General features: G+C 62.3%; 19 protein-coding genes. 16 read left to right on the top strand and 3 right to left on the bottom strand.

The annotated features are described in order from the left end of the window. The first annotated feature begins 6 nt into the window (after positions 1–6). The 8 genes from truB to AC1DD7_RS02165 all read left to right on the top strand — a co-directional run bounded on the left by truB (position 7) and on the right by AC1DD7_RS02165 (position 7,757). The gene (truB, locus tag AC1DD7_RS02200) at positions 7–957 is read left to right on the top strand and encodes a tRNA pseudouridine(55) synthase TruB (protein ID WP_477513612.1); all 951 of its coding nucleotides are present in this window, start codon (positions 7–9) and stop codon (positions 955–957) included. A 2-nt stretch (positions 958–959) separates the two neighbouring features. After that, on the top strand, positions 960–1,313 hold the full coding sequence (locus tag AC1DD7_RS02195) for a hypothetical protein (protein ID WP_477513611.1): 354 nt from the start codon (positions 960–962) through the stop codon (positions 1,311–1,313). Between the two features lie 20 nt (positions 1,314–1,333). Next, entirely contained in the window at positions 1,334–1,789 is a 456-nt protein-coding gene (locus AC1DD7_RS02190; protein ID WP_223948546.1) for a hypothetical protein, read from the top strand. A gap of 67 nt (positions 1,790–1,856) precedes the next feature. Beyond that, positions 1,857–2,840, top strand: a complete 984-nt coding sequence (locus tag AC1DD7_RS02185) for a bifunctional riboflavin kinase/FAD synthetase (protein ID WP_477513610.1) — start codon at positions 1,857–1,859, stop codon at positions 2,838–2,840. A 158-nt stretch (positions 2,841–2,998) separates the two neighbouring features. Beyond that, entirely contained in the window at positions 2,999–3,268 is a 270-nt protein-coding gene (gene rpsO / locus AC1DD7_RS02180) for a 30S ribosomal protein S15 (protein ID WP_144652206.1), read from the top strand. A gap of 244 nt (positions 3,269–3,512) precedes the next feature. After that, positions 3,513–5,762 carry a polyribonucleotide nucleotidyltransferase gene (locus AC1DD7_RS02175; RefSeq protein WP_477513609.1) on the top strand — a complete coding sequence of 750 codons (2,250 nt, stop codon included), beginning with the start codon at positions 3,513–3,515 and terminating at the stop codon, positions 5,760–5,762. An 88-nt stretch (positions 5,763–5,850) separates the two neighbouring features. Next, entirely contained in the window at positions 5,851–7,194 is a 1,344-nt protein-coding gene (locus tag AC1DD7_RS02170; RefSeq protein ID WP_477513608.1) for a M16 family metallopeptidase, read from the top strand. A 101-nt stretch (positions 7,195–7,295) separates the two neighbouring features. Then, on the top strand, positions 7,296–7,757 hold the full coding sequence (locus AC1DD7_RS02165) for a DUF1579 family protein (RefSeq protein ID WP_477513607.1): 462 nt from the start codon (positions 7,296–7,298) through the stop codon (positions 7,755–7,757). Between the two features lie 48 nt (positions 7,758–7,805). On the opposite strand, the gene AC1DD7_RS02160 is transcribed toward AC1DD7_RS02165, so the two are convergent. Further along, entirely contained in the window at positions 7,806–8,099 is a 294-nt protein-coding gene (locus tag AC1DD7_RS02160) for a hypothetical protein (RefSeq protein WP_477513606.1), read from the bottom strand. 117 nt (positions 8,100–8,216) lie between these two features. On the opposite strand from AC1DD7_RS02160, the gene AC1DD7_RS02155 reads away from it, so the two are divergent. Further along, positions 8,217–9,332: a helix-turn-helix transcriptional regulator gene (locus AC1DD7_RS02155; RefSeq protein ID WP_477513605.1), complete on the top strand. Its 1,116-nt coding sequence runs from the start codon at positions 8,217–8,219 to the stop codon at positions 9,330–9,332. Here AC1DD7_RS02155 and AC1DD7_RS02150 read toward each other — a convergent pair. After that, positions 9,329–9,595: a MoaD/ThiS family protein gene (locus AC1DD7_RS02150; protein ID WP_477513604.1), complete on the bottom strand. Its 267-nt coding sequence runs from the start codon at positions 9,593–9,595 to the stop codon at positions 9,329–9,331. The two genes, AC1DD7_RS02155 and AC1DD7_RS02150, sit on opposite strands and share 4 nt — an antisense overlap. 4 nt (positions 9,596–9,599) lie before the next feature. Next, on the bottom strand, positions 9,600–10,724 hold the full coding sequence (gene moaA / locus AC1DD7_RS02145) for a GTP 3',8-cyclase MoaA (RefSeq protein WP_477513603.1): 1,125 nt from the start codon (positions 10,722–10,724) through the stop codon (positions 9,600–9,602). 204 nt (positions 10,725–10,928) lie between these two features. On the opposite strand from moaA, the gene AC1DD7_RS02140 reads away from it, so the two are divergent. The 7 genes from AC1DD7_RS02140 (at position 10,929) to AC1DD7_RS02110 (ending at position 17,232) form a co-directional block, all read left to right on the top strand. Next, positions 10,929–11,660: a response regulator transcription factor gene (locus AC1DD7_RS02140; RefSeq protein ID WP_477513781.1), complete on the top strand. Its 732-nt coding sequence runs from the start codon at positions 10,929–10,931 to the stop codon at positions 11,658–11,660. Beyond that, positions 11,647–12,846, top strand: a complete 1,200-nt coding sequence (locus AC1DD7_RS02135; protein ID WP_477513602.1) for a sensor histidine kinase — start codon at positions 11,647–11,649, stop codon at positions 12,844–12,846. Before AC1DD7_RS02140 ends, AC1DD7_RS02135 begins: the two co-directional genes overlap by 14 nt. Beyond that, a complete protein-coding gene (locus AC1DD7_RS02130) occupies positions 12,843–14,420 on the top strand; it encodes a molybdopterin-dependent oxidoreductase (protein WP_477513601.1) in 1,578 nt (525 codons plus the stop codon). The genes AC1DD7_RS02135 and AC1DD7_RS02130 overlap by 4 nt, the downstream gene beginning before the upstream one ends. Before the next feature lie 68 nt (positions 14,421–14,488). Beyond that, positions 14,489–15,721: a molybdopterin molybdotransferase MoeA gene (locus tag AC1DD7_RS02125; protein WP_477513600.1), complete on the top strand. Its 1,233-nt coding sequence runs from the start codon at positions 14,489–14,491 to the stop codon at positions 15,719–15,721. After that, positions 15,709–16,287, top strand: a complete 579-nt coding sequence (gene moaC, locus AC1DD7_RS02120; RefSeq protein WP_477513599.1) for a cyclic pyranopterin monophosphate synthase MoaC — start codon at positions 15,709–15,711, stop codon at positions 16,285–16,287. The genes AC1DD7_RS02125 and moaC overlap by 13 nt, the downstream gene beginning before the upstream one ends. Then, entirely contained in the window at positions 16,284–16,787 is a 504-nt protein-coding gene (locus AC1DD7_RS02115) for a MogA/MoaB family molybdenum cofactor biosynthesis protein (protein ID WP_477513598.1), read from the top strand. Before moaC ends, AC1DD7_RS02115 begins: the two co-directional genes overlap by 4 nt. Continuing rightward, the gene (locus AC1DD7_RS02110; RefSeq protein ID WP_477513597.1) at positions 16,777–17,232 is read left to right on the top strand and encodes a molybdenum cofactor biosynthesis protein MoaE; all 456 of its coding nucleotides are present in this window, start codon (positions 16,777–16,779) and stop codon (positions 17,230–17,232) included. Before AC1DD7_RS02115 ends, AC1DD7_RS02110 begins: the two co-directional genes overlap by 11 nt. Position 17,233 lies beyond the last annotated feature (1 nt).

Below are 17,233 nucleotides of genomic sequence, written 5' to 3'. Positions count from 1 at the left end.
GTAAGCGTGCTTTCTGGACTGGTAATCGTTGACAAACCGCAGGGATGGACCAGCCATGATGTGGTTGGCCGGATGCGTCGGCTGGCCGGCACCCGGAAAGTGGGGCATGCGGGCACGCTCGATCCCATGGCTACCGGCGTGCTGGTCCTTGGGATCAACAAGGCCACACGCCTGCTGACCTACATTGTGGGAACGTCCAAGACGTATACGGCTACCATCAGGCTCGGCGAGACCACCATCACCGATGACGCCGAGGGCGACGTCACTGAGGCGCGCAGCGCGGCGGAGGTCAGCGATGACGCCATTGCGACGGGTGTCGGCGCCCTCACCGGGCCCATTCAGCAGGTACCGAGCAGCGTCAGCGCGATCAAGGTCAATGGTGAACGCTCCTATGCCCGTGTCCGCTCCGGCGAAGAAGTCAAGCTTGCGGCCCGGCCCGTGACCATCCACCGCTTCGACATCCACTCAATTACCAGGATCGACGGCGGCCGCGTAGTTGACGTCGATGTCACCGTGGAATGTTCTTCCGGCACCTACATCCGGGCTTTGGCCCGTGACCTCGGCATCGCTTTGGGCGTCGGTGGACATCTCACTGCCTTGCGGCGAACCCAGGTGGGCCCTTACACGATCGAGCAAGCGCGGACCTTGGAAGAACTCGCCGGGGAACTCGAAGTCCTGGACATGTCCCTTGCCGCGCGTTCCCTGATGCCCAATCGCGAATTGAGTGACGAGGAAACTACCGAGATCTCCTTTGGCAGGCGCATTGCCGCAGGCCCTGGAGCCGGAACGCCAGCTGCTGCCACCGCTGAGAATCCTGCCGCAGCGTTCGCGCCGTCGGGAGAGTTGGTGGCCCTGCTGGCCGATACCGGGAGCTTCGCGAAGCCTGTGTTGGTCTTTGCCCCCGGAACCGGAACCGGAACCGGAACCGGCGCCGCCACAGTCGGCGAGGAAAAGTAGGCATGGACGGTTACTTCTACTCCATCCTTATTGTTGGTTTGATATCCACGATCGCGTGCGTCGTGGCAGGTTTGATGAAGAAAGCCCCCAACGACGTCACCATCTTTTCAGTGTTGGCTGTGGAGCTGGCCCTGCTGGTCTACTTGGTTGGCTCAATTGTCCGCGTTGCCACGGGTGAACAGATGGCGGGCGAAGCCTGGGAGTTCTGGGGATATCTGATCACGGCGCTGATGATTCCGCTGGGGGCCGTGTACTGGGCCATCCTTGAACGCACCCGCTGGAGCAACTTCGTCCTGGCGGCGGTGGGCGTCACCGCGCTCGTCATGGCTGCCCGCATGAACCAGATCTGGTACTGACCTTGAAGGAAAAACGCAAAATGACTGGAACCGAGACTGAAGCAAATGCCGGCCGGACACCCCAAAAAGACACACGGAACACCGGCCCGGGACGCTTGCTGATCGCGGTCTATGCCGTCTTCGCACTCTCGGCCACTGCCCGTGCCGGCTATCAGATTGCCACCAAGTTTGCCGAAGCTCCGCTGGCGCATATCCTCTCTGCGTTCGCCGCCGTCGTCTATGTCGTAGCGACCATTTCGCTGGCAAAACCGGGCCGCACGTGGTTCAAAGTGTCGTTGGCCGCGGTACTGGTGGAACTCCTCGGCGTGCTGGTAGTTGGAGCCATAAGCCTGTTCGATCCCGTGGCCTTTCCGCATGACACTGTGTGGTCGCTGTTTGGACGGGGTTATGGTTTCGTCCCGCTCGTGCTGCCCATCCTTGGACTCCTGTGGTTGAACAAGAGGCGGCCGTCCAAGGCGAACAGCCACAGCGGGTAACCTTAGAATGTTCCGGCGCCGGGAGGTTGCCGGACGGAACGAATATCTGCAGTAAAAGGCGAGGTTGATGGTCCACATCTGGAACGATCCCACCGAAGTCCCCAAGGACTTCGGACCAACAGTCGTTACCATCGGGAACTTTGACGGCGTCCATCGGGGCCACCAGCATGTTCTCGCGCAACTGACGAACACCGCCAAACGCCACCACATCCCTTCAGTGGCCGTCACCTTTGATCCCCACCCCGCCCAGGTCCACCGCCCGGAGTCGGCCCCGGAGCTGATCATGGGCCTCCAGGACAAACTGGACGCCCTCGGCGAAACAGGCGTGGACGCTGTCCTGGTCATGAAGTACACGCTGGACCTTGCCTCCATGACACCCATGGAGTTTGTCCGCCAAATCCTCCTTGAGGCCCTTCACGCCGAGCACGTTGTGGTCGGCCACGATCTCCGTTTCGGCGCAGGGAATGTGGGTGATGTGGTCACCATGCAGGAACTCGGCGAGCAGTTGGGCTTTGGCGTCCAGGTGGTCAATGAGTATGGCGCCGGAGGCTTCCCGGTCCACGACGACGGCGACGCCGACCGTCGTTGCTCCTCCACCTGGGTGCGGGAAGCCTTGTCCGAAGGCGACGTCGTTACCGCTGCCGCCGTTCTGGGACGCCCCCACCGCATGCGCGGCGAGGTGGTTCATGGAGCTGCGCGCGGGAGGAACCTCGGTTTCCCCACTGCAAATCTTTCGCATGATTCCACGGGTTACGTACCGGCGGACGGTATCTATGCAGGCTGGTTGATAGACCAGTCCGGAACGCGGTGGCCCGCTGCGATTTCCGTCGGCTCCAACCCCACCTTCGACGGCGTGAGCCGTCAAGTGGAGGCCCACGTTATTGACCGTCCGGAGGAGAACGTGGAGGACTTCGACCTCTACGGACAGACTGTCGCGGTCGAATTTACCCAGCGCCTTCGCGGCATGGTGGCCTATCGCGGGCCCGAAGCCCTGGTGGAGCAGATGTGCCTGGATGTAGCCCAGGCACACGAGCTGCTGACCCAGCGCTAGCGGTATTTCGACAACAATGCTGACCTGCCGGTAAACTGTTAGTGGATCCGGCTGCAGTCCGTGGCGGCTGGACCTGTTTTTGTGTGCGGAGACGCACCGGAAGCAACCCGTCAGCGAGGCGCTGCACCGGGAGGCACGGCACAACTCTAGGAGTTCACGTGGCACTTGACGCCGCTGTAAAGCAGTCCATCATCAAGGAATACGCAACCTCTGAAGGCGACACCGGTTCGCCCGAGGTCCAGGTTGCAGTCCTGACCCAGCGGATCAAGGATCTGACTGAGCACATGAAGGAGCACAAGCACGACTTCCACACCCAGCGCGGTCTGCTGGCCATGGTTGGTCGTCGCAAGCGCATGCTTTCCTACCTGAAGAACACTGACATCGCCCGCTACCGTTCGCTCATCGAGCGCCTCGGCCTGCGCCGCTAGTCTGCCTTTGGGGGCGGCCCGGTCCTTCGCGGAACGGGCCGCCTTCTTCAAAAACAACTAAAAACAGGAAATCAACCGCATCGCGCATTCGCGGTCCTCGGTAGTGATTCCCGGGAGGGTCATCGGTGACGATGAAGCCCGTGGATCTCGATCGATGACCGGGTGTCGTACAGGCCAGGAATAAAGAAGAGGCCTGGGTTGATGCGGCGGACTTCCGCTAAATCAGAAACGGAGGTGACTCTCAATGGAGGGTCCCGAAATCCAGTTCTCCGAAGCGATTATTGACAACGGCCGTTTTGGCAAGCGTGTCATCCGCTTTGAAACCGGCCGCCTTGCCAAGCAGGCTGCCGGCGCTTCGATGGTCTACATCGACGAAGACACCGCACTCCTCTCGGCAACCACCGCAGGCAAGCAGCCGCGCGAAGGCTTCGACTTCTTCCCGTTGACGGTTGACGTCGAGGAGCGCATGTACGCTGCCGGTCGTATCCCGGGTTCGTTCTTCCGCCGTGAAGGCCGCCCGTCCACGGAAGCCATCCTGGCTTGCCGCCTCATGGACCGCCCGCTGCGTCCGGCCTTCGTCAAGGGCCTTCGCAACGAGGTCCAGATCGTCGTCACCGTCCTGGCGATCAACCCGGACGAGCTCTACGACGTCGTGGCAATCAACGCCTCCTCCATGTCCACCCAGCTCTCCGGCCTCCCGTTCTCCGGCCCGATCGGTGGCGTCCGCGTTGCCCTCATCGCCGACGAACAGGGTTCGCAGTGGGTTGCTTTCCCCAAGCACTCGCAGCTTGAGAACGCCGTGTTCAACATGGTTGTCGCCGGCCGCATTGCCGGTGACGACGTCGCCATCATGATGGTTGAAGCCGAAGCAACCGACAACTCCTGGAACCTCATCAAGGAACAGGGCGCAACTGCACCCACCGAAGAAGTTGTTTCCGAGGGCCTCGAAGCCGCAAAGCCGTTCATCAAGGCTCTCTGCGAAGCCCAGGCCGATCTTGCTGCCCGTGCAGCGAAGCCGACCGTCGAGTTCCCGGTCTTCCTTGACTACCAGGATGACGTCTACGCAGCTGTGGAAGCCGCTGCTGCCGACAAGCTGGCTGCAGTCTTCCAGATCGCCGACAAGCAGGAGCGTGACAACGCTTCCGACGAGCTCAAGGACGAAGTCCTGGGCGCACTCGCCGGAAACTTCGAAGGCCGCGAGAAGGAGCTGTCCGCAGCTTTCCGCTCAGTCACCAAGCACGTTGTCCGCCAGCGCATCCTCAAGGACCAGGTCCGCATCGACGGCCGTGGCCTGACGGACATCCGCCAGCTGACCGCCGAGGTAGAGGTTCTGCCCCGCGTTCACGGTTCTGCCATCTTCGAACGCGGCGAGACCCAGATCATGGGCGTCACCACGCTGAACATGCTCAAGATGGAACAGCAGATCGACTCGTTGTCGCCGGTAACGCGTAAGCGCTACATGCACAACTACAACTTCCCGCCGTACTCCACCGGCGAGACCGGCCGCGTCGGTTCCCCGAAGCGCCGCGAAATCGGTCACGGCGCCCTCGCAGAGCGCGCTCTTGTGCCGGTTCTGCCTTCCCGCGAGGACTTCCCGTACGCCATCCGCCAGGTATCCGAAGCCCTCGGTTCCAACGGTTCGACGTCCATGGGCTCGGTGTGTGCCTCGACGCTCTCCATGCTCAACGCAGGCGTCCCGCTGAAGGCAGCTGTTGCCGGTATCGCCATGGGCCTGGTTTCCGACCAGGTTGACGGCCAGACCCGCTACGCAGCCCTGACCGACATCCTTGGCGCCGAAGACGCATTCGGCGACATGGACTTCAAGGTTGCCGGCACGTCCGAGTTCGTCACGGCCATCCAGCTGGACACCAAGCTCGACGGCATCCCCGCTTCCGTGCTGGCAGCAGCGCTGAAGCAGGCCCGCGAAGCCCGCCTCCACATCCTCGAGGTCATCAACGCAGCGATCGACACCCCGGACGAGCTCTCCGAGTTCGCCCCCCGCGTCATCGCCGTCAAGATCCCCGTAGACAAGATTGGCGAGGTCATCGGCCCCAAGGGCAAGATGATCAACCAGATCCAGGAAGACACGGGCGCGGACATCTCCATCGAAGATGACGGCACGGTCTACATTGGCGCCACCAACGGTCCGTCTGCTGATGCAGCACGTTCCGCCATCAACGCCATCGCCAACCCGCAGGTACCGGAAATCGGTGAGCGCTACTTGGGCACGGTCGTCAAGACCACCACCTTCGGCGCTTTCGTTTCCCTTACCCCGGGCAAGGACGGCCTGCTGCATATCTCCGAACTCCGCAAGCTGGCCAACGGCAAGCGCGTGGACAACGTTGATGACGTCGTCTCGGTGGGCCAGAAGGTCCAGGTCGAGATCACCAAGATCGATGACCGCGGAAAGCTTTCCCTCTCCCCGGTTGTTGCCGAGGAAGAAGGCGCAGCCTCCGAGGAAGCTCCGGAAGAAGCTGAAGTTTCCGCAGAGTAGTCTGTAAAGCAGTATCCGGCGGGGCCGGTGGGCTTGAAAAAGCACCACCGGCCCTTCCGGCCTTAACTCGAAAACCTGAAAGGTCTTAATGACTGTCGTACCCTTGCCGTTGGAGCAGACACTTCCCGGCGGAGACCTGATCCATGGTGCCGAGGGCGGTTCCGTCGTACGGCGTTCGGTCCTGCCCGGCGGCGTCCGCGTCCTCACCGAGGCAATGCCCGGGCAGCGTTCGGCCACCATCGGATTCTGGGTGGCAGTCGGTTCCCGCGATGAGGCCGATGGCCAGCATGGTTCAACTCACTTCCTGGAACACCTCCTGTTCAAGGGCACCAAGCGTCGCACCGCCCTGGAAATTGCTTCAGCCTTTGATGAGGTGGGTGGCGAGTCCAACGCTGCGACTGCCAAGGAGAGTACCTGTTACTTTGCCCGGGTCCTGGATTCGGATCTGCCGATGGCCATCGACGTCATAGCGGACATGATCACCGGTGCTGTCCTGGATCCGGCGGAGCTGGAACAGGAACGGGACGTCATTCTTGAAGAAATCGCCATGGACAGCGATGACCCAACAGACGTAGCCCACGAAAAATTCGTAGCAGCAGTACTCGGCAGCCACCCGCTCGCGCGTCCTATTGGCGGAACTCCGGACGCTATCAAAGCGGTCGCCCGGGACTCGGTCTGGGAGCACTACCAGCGCTACTACCGTCCGGAAGAACTGGTCATCACCGCGGCCGGCGGTTTGGACCATGACGTCGTCTGCGATCTCGTGCAGAAGGCGTTGGAAGCAGCAGGCTGGCAGCTGGATCCGGAAGCAGCTCCGGTAGATCGCAGGGCTACCAACCGCGCCGTGATCACTGGCACATCCGGCCTTCACGTGGTCAAGCGTCCCGTGGAACAGGCAAACATCATCATGGGTTGCCCCACCATCGTGGCAACGGATGATCGCCGATTTGTCATGAGCGTGCTTAACGCCGTGCTCGGCGGGGGAATGTCCTCCAGGCTTTTCCAGGAGATCCGCGAGAAGCGTGGCCTTGTCTACTCCACGTATTCTTTCACCGCCGCCTACGCCGATGCCGGCTATTTCGGCATGTATGCGGGCTGCACGCCGTCAAAAGTGCGCCAAGTGCTCGATCTTCTTGGTGTTGAGTTGGACAAGCTCGCCAAGGAAGGCATCACAGAGGAGGAACTCCGGAAGGCCGTGGGACAACTCAGCGGCGGCATCGTCCTCGCCCTCGAGGACACGGGCTCGCGTATGTCCCGACTCGGCCGGGCGGAACTCGTATCCGGGGAGTTCCAGGATATTGACGAGACATTGGCCCGGATCAAGGCAGTCACTGTGGAAGAAGTCCAGGAACTCGCCCGGGAACTTGCCGCAGCTCCCCGCACCATCACCGTCGTGGGGCCTTTTGAGGAAAGTGAGACCTTCGGACTTTAGGACACGGCGCATTAAGCTGGTCCACCGTCTCTGGACTCCCGCACTGTAAACAGGGCAGCATGATCACACGATGATGCTGCCCTGCTCACATTGGAGTCGTGATGGATCTGCCGCCAAGCGGACATGCCGCAGAACTGCTGGAAGCCTTCATCGGACATTGGCGGGGCATCACGGAAATAGCACAGTCGCCATGGGGTGCCGCGCGGACTGCGGAGGCCGAAGCCGTCTTCACGCAAGCCGCCGGGGGATATGCCGTTGTGCAGAGCTACCGACACCGTGAGCCGGATGGAACGCACTTCGAAGGGCACGGGATGTTCACCGTGGATCCGGCCCATGGGGACACGCTCTGGTATTACGTGGACAGCATGGGCCGGCCGCCAACTGCCCCGGTGCGCGGTACATGGCATTCCGGGACCCTGACGGTGGAACGGCGAACCCCGGAGGGTGTAGCCCGGCATACCTTCCGTGTTGAAGACGGCGTCCTGGTGCACACCGCGGAACTGCGACTCGAGGGCACGGCCGAGTTCAGTCCCTTGCTCAAGAGTGTGTTCCGGAAAACCTGACGGCGGTATGAGGAAGCCGCCCAGCGCTGCGGCCAGGCAGGTACTCCGTCAACATGTTCCCGTATACACCGTTTCGGCAATCCGCGTCTTTGGCGCACCTTGAAGGGCGGGTGCGTTGACTGGGGAACTCCAGACCGTCGCGTGTAGTCGCTCCACCATGTCCGCTGCCTGTTCTGCACGCTCGAAATCCATTTCAACCAGCACATAGCGGGCATCTTCCAAGGGCGTCCCCACCCGGAACTGTTTCACTCCTGAAGCGGCTCGATCCAGTGGATCTCGGTCAAAGGCGGCTTTCCACTGGGTGAAGTCCTTGATTCCGTGTTCGATGTACAGGGTGTACATGGCAATCCCTCCTGTGGAGTCCGCGTTGGTGGTGCCAGCCTAGGAGGCGAGGGACGGCCGCCGATATCCCTGATTCATGGGGGTCAGGAACCGCCGGCGGCGGCGCATACTTGCTCCATGGCCAGTTCATGGGCAACCCACCGGACACGGGAACGGATTGAGGACCTGTTTCTCTCCGCCGGGGATGACCATGCCCTTCGCGAGGCTGCTTTGGCGGAGCTCGGGCACGTGGTGGGTTTCAGCGCTTTCGTCTGGCCCCTGACTGATCCCGAGTCGGCCACCGGTGTTGCGCCCATGGCGGCGGTGCCGTGCCCCAGCGAAGTGCCGCTGGTCATCAAGGCCAGATATGCCAGCCGAATAAACCGTTGGACAGTCCTGTCTGAAGCCGAACGGCCAGCCGCCTCGCTCTTTGCGGCCACAGGTGGAGATCCCGCCCGGCACCCGCTCTGGGACTCCATCCTGCGCGGCTATGGAGTGGGTGATATTGCGTCACTGGCATTGGCGGACCAGCACGGTATCTGGTCATGGCTTGATCTCTGGAGGCAGGACACAGACCCAGCATTCAACGAGGAGGAGCTCGAATTCCTTATTTCACTCGCACCGGCGATGACCCGCGGGCTGCGCCGCAGCCGGGCCCGGCAATTCGCCGCATCTCCGGTTGGGTCACAAGGAACCATGCCCGCCCAAGCGGTTCTGGTCATGGACGAAGACATGCAGGTCCTCGGGCAGACAAGCAGCGCCAGCAACTGGTTGTCCCTTCTGCAACGGGCGCCCCGGCCACATGCCGGAATCCCGGCAGAGGTGTATAACGTCGTGGCGCAGCTGTTGGCCAAGGAAGCGCATATTGACAATCGTGCCTCTGCAGCGAAAATCCATATCGGAGGAGGACAATGGGCCTCCTTGCGGGCTGCACGGATGCACAGTCCCGGTCACACGCCAAATAGTCCGGCCATCGCCGTCACAATCCAGGAGTGCCTGCCCGCAGCCCGGCTTGGGGTGTTTGTTCGGGCCTACGGATTAACGGCACGCGAAAGGCAGGCTTTGGCCTTGTTGGCGGCAGGAATGGAGAACGAGGTCCTCGCCGGACGGATGGGAATTTCGCCCCTCACGGCACAGGATCATTTCAAGAGCATCTTCGCGAAAACCGGAATGCACAGCCGTGCCGGCGTCTTGGCGTTGGCACTTGGAAACGCCGGAGCGGGTGAAACCGGGTTTGTTGGCTCTGCCGTCTAGCCACCGGCGAACGGAGGAAGGACATCGATAACATCTTCGGCGCCCAGAGGAGCCGAAGGGTCTCGAACCGCTACTTCGTTCCTGAGGAAGCTGCTACGGGCCACGATGCGGGCAAGCGTTGGTGTCCCTTCCGGAGGCACAGGACGTTCGACGGCGAGGGCAGCTTCCAGCAAGGCTTCGAGGCTGGATCCTTCCGGGAGCGGGTGGATCTCCTCTTCGACACCTGCAGCGGCGCGTGCGGCAGCGAAGTAACGTACAAGCAAGGGTTCAGCCTCCGATTGCGCTCATGCTGCGGTCCGGCTGCACGAAGTCAGGTGCGCCGAGGCCGGTATGGTCCATGCCGTGGGCTTTCGGTTTGACCCACATGGCGTCCTGCCAACGTTGGGCAAGCTGGTCATCCGTTGCGCCCTCCCGAAGCAGTCCGAGGAGATCGAACTCTTCACGGGAGAACAGGCAGCTCATGATCTTGCCTTCAGCAGTAATGCGGGTGCGGCGGCAGTCTGAACAGAACGGTTCGGTGACCGATGCAATGATCCCGACTGTACCGAGGACGGCCCCCGTAGCTTCACCGGTTGCCTGGTCCCGGCGTCGTACTTCAAAACGTTCGGCAGGGGCGCAGTCGCGTTCCCGTTGGTCCGGACTGAGGACAAAGTCCTTTGACAGCAATTCCCGGATTTCAGCCGCGGTGATCATGTTGCGCCGGGTCCAACCGTGGTCTGCGTCGAGCGGCATCTGTTCGATGAAGCGAAGTTCGTAGCCGCGGCCCAAGGCCCAAGCGAGGAGGTCCGGAGATTCGGCATCGTTGATGCCCCTCATCAGCACGGCATTTAACTTGACCGGACCCAGACCGGCGGCCCACGCGGCGTCCACGCCGGCGAGGACACGGTCCAGGAAAGGCCGGCGCGTGAGCTTGGTGAAGGTTTCCTCGTGGAGCGAATCCAGGGAAACGTTGATCCGGGTGAGTCCTGCGGCCTTGAGGGCGGCCGCTTTCTTGTCCAGGCCCACGCCATTGGTGGTCATCGAAATGGGAAGTTCAGGGTGCTCGTTCCGGATGCCTGCTATGACGTCAACCAGATCAGCCCGGACCAGCGGCTCACCTCCAGTGAGGCGCAGTTCCCGCACACCCAGGGCGTTAACGCCGACACGCACAATCCGAATGATTTCGTCTTTGGTCATCACCGCCTGCTTGGAGAGCCATTCCAGCCCTTCCGCAGGCATGCAGTACGTACAGCGCAGGTTGCACTTGTCTGTCAGGGACAGGCGCATATCAGTCGCCCGGCGTCCGTAGCGGTCCCACAAACCGGTGGGCGTGCCAGCCGGACGCGGCGGCGGAACCGGGCCGCCTACAGCGCTGCCCGAAGGAGGCACAGGCATGCCTAGCTGAACACTCATAAATTCAGGCTACGCCACCCTGGCCTGAACAGTGATACCGGCTACATTTCGTTTCACTCATCGGACATTCGTTCGGAAGCTCCTGGGAAGGTCGCAGTAATGTCCCGTGCCGTAGTCAGTTCTTACGGAATGCGGACATTCGCCCGGAAGTGACCCGGATCCGGTGCCGGGCAGCTCCGGCGTACCTATGCTGAAAGCGTGACCATGCAATCGGCATCATCAGCGGCAGAGCCTGGTAATCGCCGCATCCTCCTCGTCGAAGACGAGCAGACCATTGCCGATGTTGTGCGCGACTATCTCCTGCAGGCCGGATTCCAGGTTGACGTAGCCGGGGATGGGTTCTCGGCGCTGAACCTCGCTGCAACCCGACAGCCGGATCTGGTGATCCTGGACCGCATGTTGCCAGGACTGGACGGTGTGGAAGTGTGTCGTCGGCTCCGCCAGAGCATGAGCGTGCCGGTCATCATGGTTACAGCCCTGGGAACCGAAGATGACCGCATCCTTGGTTTGGAGATGGGCGCGGACGATTACGTCACCAAGCCGTTCTCGCCGCGGGAGTTGGTCCTTCGCGTCAAGTCCGTGCTTCGCCGCAGTGTGAAGGAATTCTCCCCTGAACCACCTGTCGAACTGGCAGGCTTTGAACTGGATCCTGCATCCCGGACCGTCACTCACCGTGGAGCGTCGCTGACGTTGACAGTGCGTGAGTTCGATCTTCTGGCTTTCATGCTGCGCAGGCCCAACCAGGTCTTCAGCCGGGAAGAACTCATCAAGGCAGTCTGGGGCTGGGACTTTGGCGATCTTTCCACCGTGACCGTCCATGTACGGCGCCTCCGCGAGAAGATCGAAGTCAACCCCACCAAGCCTGAGCTCCTTAAGACCGTTTGGGGCGTTGGCTACAGGTTCGACGCCAAGGGAGATGGCCATGGAGGGCACTGAGCTTGCCACCATCCTTGCCTGGGTGCTCCTGTGGGCAATGGTCATCGGTGCCATCACCCTGGTGCTGCTACGCGTCCTGCGCAGGGCATCCGTGTTGGCGCAGATCTGCCTGGTGGTGGTGGCTACCGTGGCAGTCCTCGTGGCAGGCATGGTCAGTGCTTTCAACGCCATGTTCATTTCTGCCAGGGACCTTGAGGTCATGTGGTACATCCTGGCCATGGCTTCGGCAGTAGCAGTGGCCTTATCGCTCGTGCTGGGAGCCGGCGTATCCCGGAACGCGGCGCGCCTTGTGGCGGCGGCCAGGAGACTCGGCCGGGGCGAAACCCTGGACCACAGCAGTAAGAACGGAAAGCGTGCCGAACCTGCCATGACCTCAGAACTCGCTGAACTTGCCCAGGAACTGGAGGCCAGCAGCCGTAACCTGGCGGAGTCGCGGGCCAGGGAAGCCGCCATTGAAACCGCTCGGCGCGAACTCGTCTCGTGGATTTCACATGACCTCCGCACTCCACTTGCCAGCATGCGCGCCATGACCGAAGCCCTCGAGGACGGCATGGTCGCCGATATCCCGGAGTACTACCGGAAGATCATCGGGCAGACCGAACAAATGACAGCCATGGTCAACGATCTCCTGGAGTTGTCCAAGATCCAGGCTGGAAGCCTTCGCTTGCGCGCCGAGTCACTGGACCTCTATGACCTTGTCAGTGATGCTCTGTCCGATCTGGCGCCGCTGGCTGCCCAACGCGGCATTACGCTCACCGGCGGGGGAGACCGTGAGTGCATGGCCGTAGCCGACGGGCCCAGCATGGCCAGGGCGATCCGGAACGTGCTGCTCAACGCGATCATTTACAGCAGGCCGGACACGGACGTACACACCAGCGTTGGGCGCGAGAACGGAAACGCCGTGGTCGCAGTGCAGGACCACTGCGGGGGCATCCCGGAGGAGGACCTTCCCCACCTGTTCGAAACCGGCTGGCAGAAGGACCCTTCACGGGGGAGCCCGGCGGGATCACAGGGAAGCTACAGCGGAGCAGGAATCGGATTGAGCATGGTGGCGGGCATCGTGAAAGCGCATGGGGGAGCTGTGAACGTGGAAAACGTCGACGGCGGTTGTCGGTTTGCGCTGTCGCTTCCGGCTGGCTCCCTTCCGGCAGGATCCGTCGTGGATCGCCAAGGAGGCGCAGCATGAGAAAGCCTGGATTCTGGGCAGCGGTTGCCGGGGTGGCTGCCGGGGCCGCAGGTATCGCAGCAGGCGAACTGAGCGCCGGCTTCCTCAGCCCCCTCGTCTCGCCAGTGACGGCACTGGGCGGTGCCGTCATCGATTCCGTTCCTCCCGGAGTGAAGGACCTCGCCGTGCAGCTCTTCGGCACGGCGGACAAGATCGTGCTGGTCGCTTCCATCCTGATCGTGGCCGTGGTTCTGGCTGCCCTGGCCGGGATTCTGGAGCGCCGTCGAACCGGACTCGGACTTGTTCTGGCGGCCTTGGCAGGTGCGGCGGGCCTAAGCGCCGTCCTGACCCGGGCCCAAACAACACCGCAGGCGGCCATCGCGCCCATCGTGGCCGCCGTCGTCACCATGCTGCTGCTCCGCATGCTGATTCGCCGTCTGGGCACCTGGGTGCCGCCACGTAAATCGTCTTTCGGTGTGGTGGCATCAGCTCCAGCCAGTGCCTCACCCTCGCCGGAACCTGCACCTCTGGCACGACGGAGCTTCCTGAACGCCCTGGCGGCCACATCGCTTGCGGCAGCCGTGGGCGGAGTGGTCACCAGTATCCTTACGCGGGCCACGACCGTGGCTTCCGGTTTCAGGGGCTCTTTGACGCTGCCAGCTCCAGCGACGACGCAGCAGGCTATCCCTGCAGGGGCATCGCTGCCGCTGGAAGGGATCAGTCCCTTGGTGACACCGAACCCTGACTTCTACCGTATCGACACCGCATTGACGGTTCCGGCCATCGACCCTCCACAGTGGAAGTTGAAAGTGACGGGAATGGTGGATCGTGAGGTAGAACTCGACTTCGCCACGCTCCTTGCCAAGCCCATGACGGAGCGGCACATCACGATCGCGTGCGTGTCCAATGATGTGGGCGGCGATCTCATCGGTAATGCCCTGTGGCTTGGCTGGCCTGTGCGGGAACTCCTGGCTATGGCGGGTCCCAAACCAGGAGCAGATATGGTGCTTTCCACCAGCAACGATGGCTGGACAGCAAGTACGCCCCTGGAAGCGCTCACAGACGACCGCGACGCCCTCCTTGCCGTTGGCATGAACGGCGAGCCCCTGCCCCTGGAACATGGATTCCCAGTGCGGATGATCGTGCCGGGACTCTACGGCTTCGTCTCAGCAACCAAATGGCTCACCGAACTCAAGGTCACCCGATTTGCGGACGATACTGCTTACTGGACTCCCCGCGGCTGGAGTGATCACGGCCCCATCAAGACGCAGTCGCGCATCGATGTCCCGCGCAGTGGCCGCACGGTCAAAGCACGCAAAGTCCAGTTTGGTGGCGTTGCCTGGGCCCAGCACCGTGGGGTGGACCACGTGGAGCTCCGCGTCAACCGTGGTCCTTGGCGACAGGCGATGCTTGCACCAGGGATATCCACGGATACCTGGTACCAATGGCAGCTGGGACTTGATCTCACACCCGGCGACTATGAAGTCCAAGTGCGTGCCACAGACTCCACGGGCAAACCACAAACCGAAGACCGGGCCCCGGTAGCTCCCGACGGCGCCACCGGCTATCACACCATCAACGTCAAGGTCACTTAAGGCCCTACTCTGGGTACGTCCGGATAATCTCCGGACACGAGCGTGATCCAGCGTGACCACACAGGAGGATGTCCTTGCCCAGATCCGTTGCTGCCCATCGCGACGCCGTGGTGGAACTACTGAGCGGTCCGGCCGCCACCATGGCCACTGAACAACTGCCACTGCTTGAAGCGCTGGGCAAGGTGCTGGCTGTGGACCTCCACGCGCCACTTTCCCTGCCGCCGTTCGCCAACTCCCAAATGGACGGCTTTGCCGTCAACTCTGCCGACATTCCCGACGGCGGCGCGAAGCTACGGGTGTCGTCACCTGTTCCGGCCGGGGCAGCTCCGGAGGCGTTGAAGCCGGGCTTTGCCGCGCCCATCATGACCGGCGCCATGATTCCCGAGGGTGCGGACGCCGTGGTTCCCATTGAGCGGGCACGCCCCAGCACGTTCCCGAGTCCTGAGGCCAGGGACGTTCAGGTTGAACTCCCCGCCACTGCTCCGGGCACCTATGTTCGAAACGCGGGCAGCGATATCAACGAAGGGGACCTGGCCCTTCCCGCGGGGACCTGTTTAGGACCCGCGCAGCTTGGCCTGTTGGCCGCGCTGGGCTTGACCGCCGTTGAAGTCCGCAAGCCCTGGCACGTCCTGCTGGTCACCACGGGCGATGAGGTCCTGGAACCGGGCCGGAATCTCACACCAGGCAAGATCTACGACTCCAACGGAACCCTCCTGGAAGCATCCATGCGCCAGGCGGGCCTTGACGTTGTACGAAGCCGAATCTCGGATGATGATCCCGCACAATTGCTCGAACTACTTCACAGCCACCTTGGAAGCGTTGACGGCAAGCACCCGGTAGACCTGATCGTGACCACGGGTGGCGTCAGCAAGGGGGCATACGAGGTTGTCCGCCAAGCCATGGCCGCCCAGCACGTGGATTTCCTGCCAGTGGCCATGCAGCCGGGAGGCCCACAAGGAATCGGCCGCTTTGAAGGGGTTCCGTTCCTCGGCTTTCCGGGCAACCCTGTCAGCTGCCTCGTTTCCTACGAAATGTTCCTGCGCCCTGCCCTTTCGCTGACCCACGGCGCCCCGGCACCCCGGCCGGTACAGCGGGCGCGCTTGGCGGAACCACTGCATTCACCAGAGGGCAAGCATCAAGTCCGCCGCGGAACGGTGCTGCCTGACGGCTCCGTCCGAATGGAAGGTGGCGCGGGAAGCCATCTGGTGCACGCCTTGGCGCGCTCGAACGCCCTGGTGCAGATCCCCAGCGACGTCACGGAACTCGCGGAGGGAAGCGAAGTGGAAGTATGGATGCTGTGAATGAAACTCCCACGAACACGTCCGGCAACACCGGCGGCCTGACCCATCTCCGGCAAGACGGTACTGCCCAGATGGTGGATGTCTCAGAGAAAGCAGTCACCACCCGTGAGGCAACCGCCACGGCCACGGTGCGCAGCACTGCCGAAGTCCTGGCCCTTCTCGGCGCTGGCGAACTTCCCAAGGGCGACGCGCTCGCAGTGGCGCGCGTGGCCGGGATTATGGCCGCTAAGAAGACACCCGAACTGATCCCGCTGTGCCACCCGTTGCCGATTTCCAAAGTCACCGTCGATTTTGAGTTGGGAGCCGACTCGATCGAAGTACTGGCTACCGTGAAGACGCGCGGTGTCACCGGCGTCGAAATGGAAGCTCTTACGGCTGCCTCTGTAGCGGCCCTGAGCGTCTACGACATGATCAAGGCCGTGGATAAGCACGCAGTCCTGACAGACATCCAGGTGCTGGCAAAAAGCGGTGGCAAAAGTGGGGATTGGAAACACGGTGACTGGAACCGGGGCAGCTCTGGCCCGGACTCTGCCGCGGAATCCGCCCCGGAAGGAGCCCAAGCATGAGTGCGTGTGAACCCAACGCCCATGGGCCGCGGAAGGCCGGCGTCGTTATCGCCTCCACCCGTGCGGCAGCGGGAATCTACGCCGACGAAACCGGCCCCGTCATCCTGGACTGGCTCAAGGAGCATGGCTTTGATGCTTTCCCCACCATGGTGGTGCCGGATGGCGAGCCTGTTGGCGCGGCTTTGAGGGCGCTCCTGACCCAGCAGCCCGCCGTCGTCATTACCAGTGGTGGAACAGGCCTGAGCCCGGACGACCAGACGCCGGAAGTAACGTTGCCGCTGCTGGATCGTGAGATCCCGGGCATCATGGAAGGTATTCGGCGGGCGGGCACTGCAAAGACGCCCATGGCAATGCTGAGCCGTGGGCACGCAGGAACCGCAGGAAAGACATTCATCATTAACTTGCCCGGTTCCCCGAAGGGTGTCATGGACGGCTTGACTGTCCTGGATCCGGTGATCGGGCACCTGTGCGATCAATTGGAAGGAAGCCATGGGCACTGAAACAGACTTTGAAGTTGTTAGCGCGGTCCTGAGCGCCGAACCTATCTCCGTTGACCAGGCAATTGCCGCGGTGGAGTCTGACACCGCCGGGGCAGTAGTCAGCTTCAGCGGCGTGGTTCGCAACCACGATTCCGGTAAGCCCGTGGACCGCCTGAGTTACAGCGCCCATCCCACGGCGCACCGGATCATGTCCGACGTCGTCGCGCAGTTGGTTGCGGAGCACTCCGGCGAAGCAGAGCAACCCGTCAGGATTTGGGCCGCACACAGGATCGGGATGCTGGAGATCGGTGATCCCGCGCTGGTGTGTGCCGTAGCGGCCGCCCATCGCGGCCAGGCTTTTGCCGTTTGTTCGGAACTTGTGGACCGGATCAAAGAACAGGTGCCCATTTGGAAGGAACAGTTCTTCAGCGACGGCACCGTGGAATGGGTCGGGGCCGGGGAGTAAA

The organism is Paenarthrobacter sp. 10L412 (genome assembly GCF_056395565.1).
The sequence above is the reverse complement of the archived record's forward strand: the minus strand, read 5'-3'. Positions and strand labels throughout refer to the sequence as shown.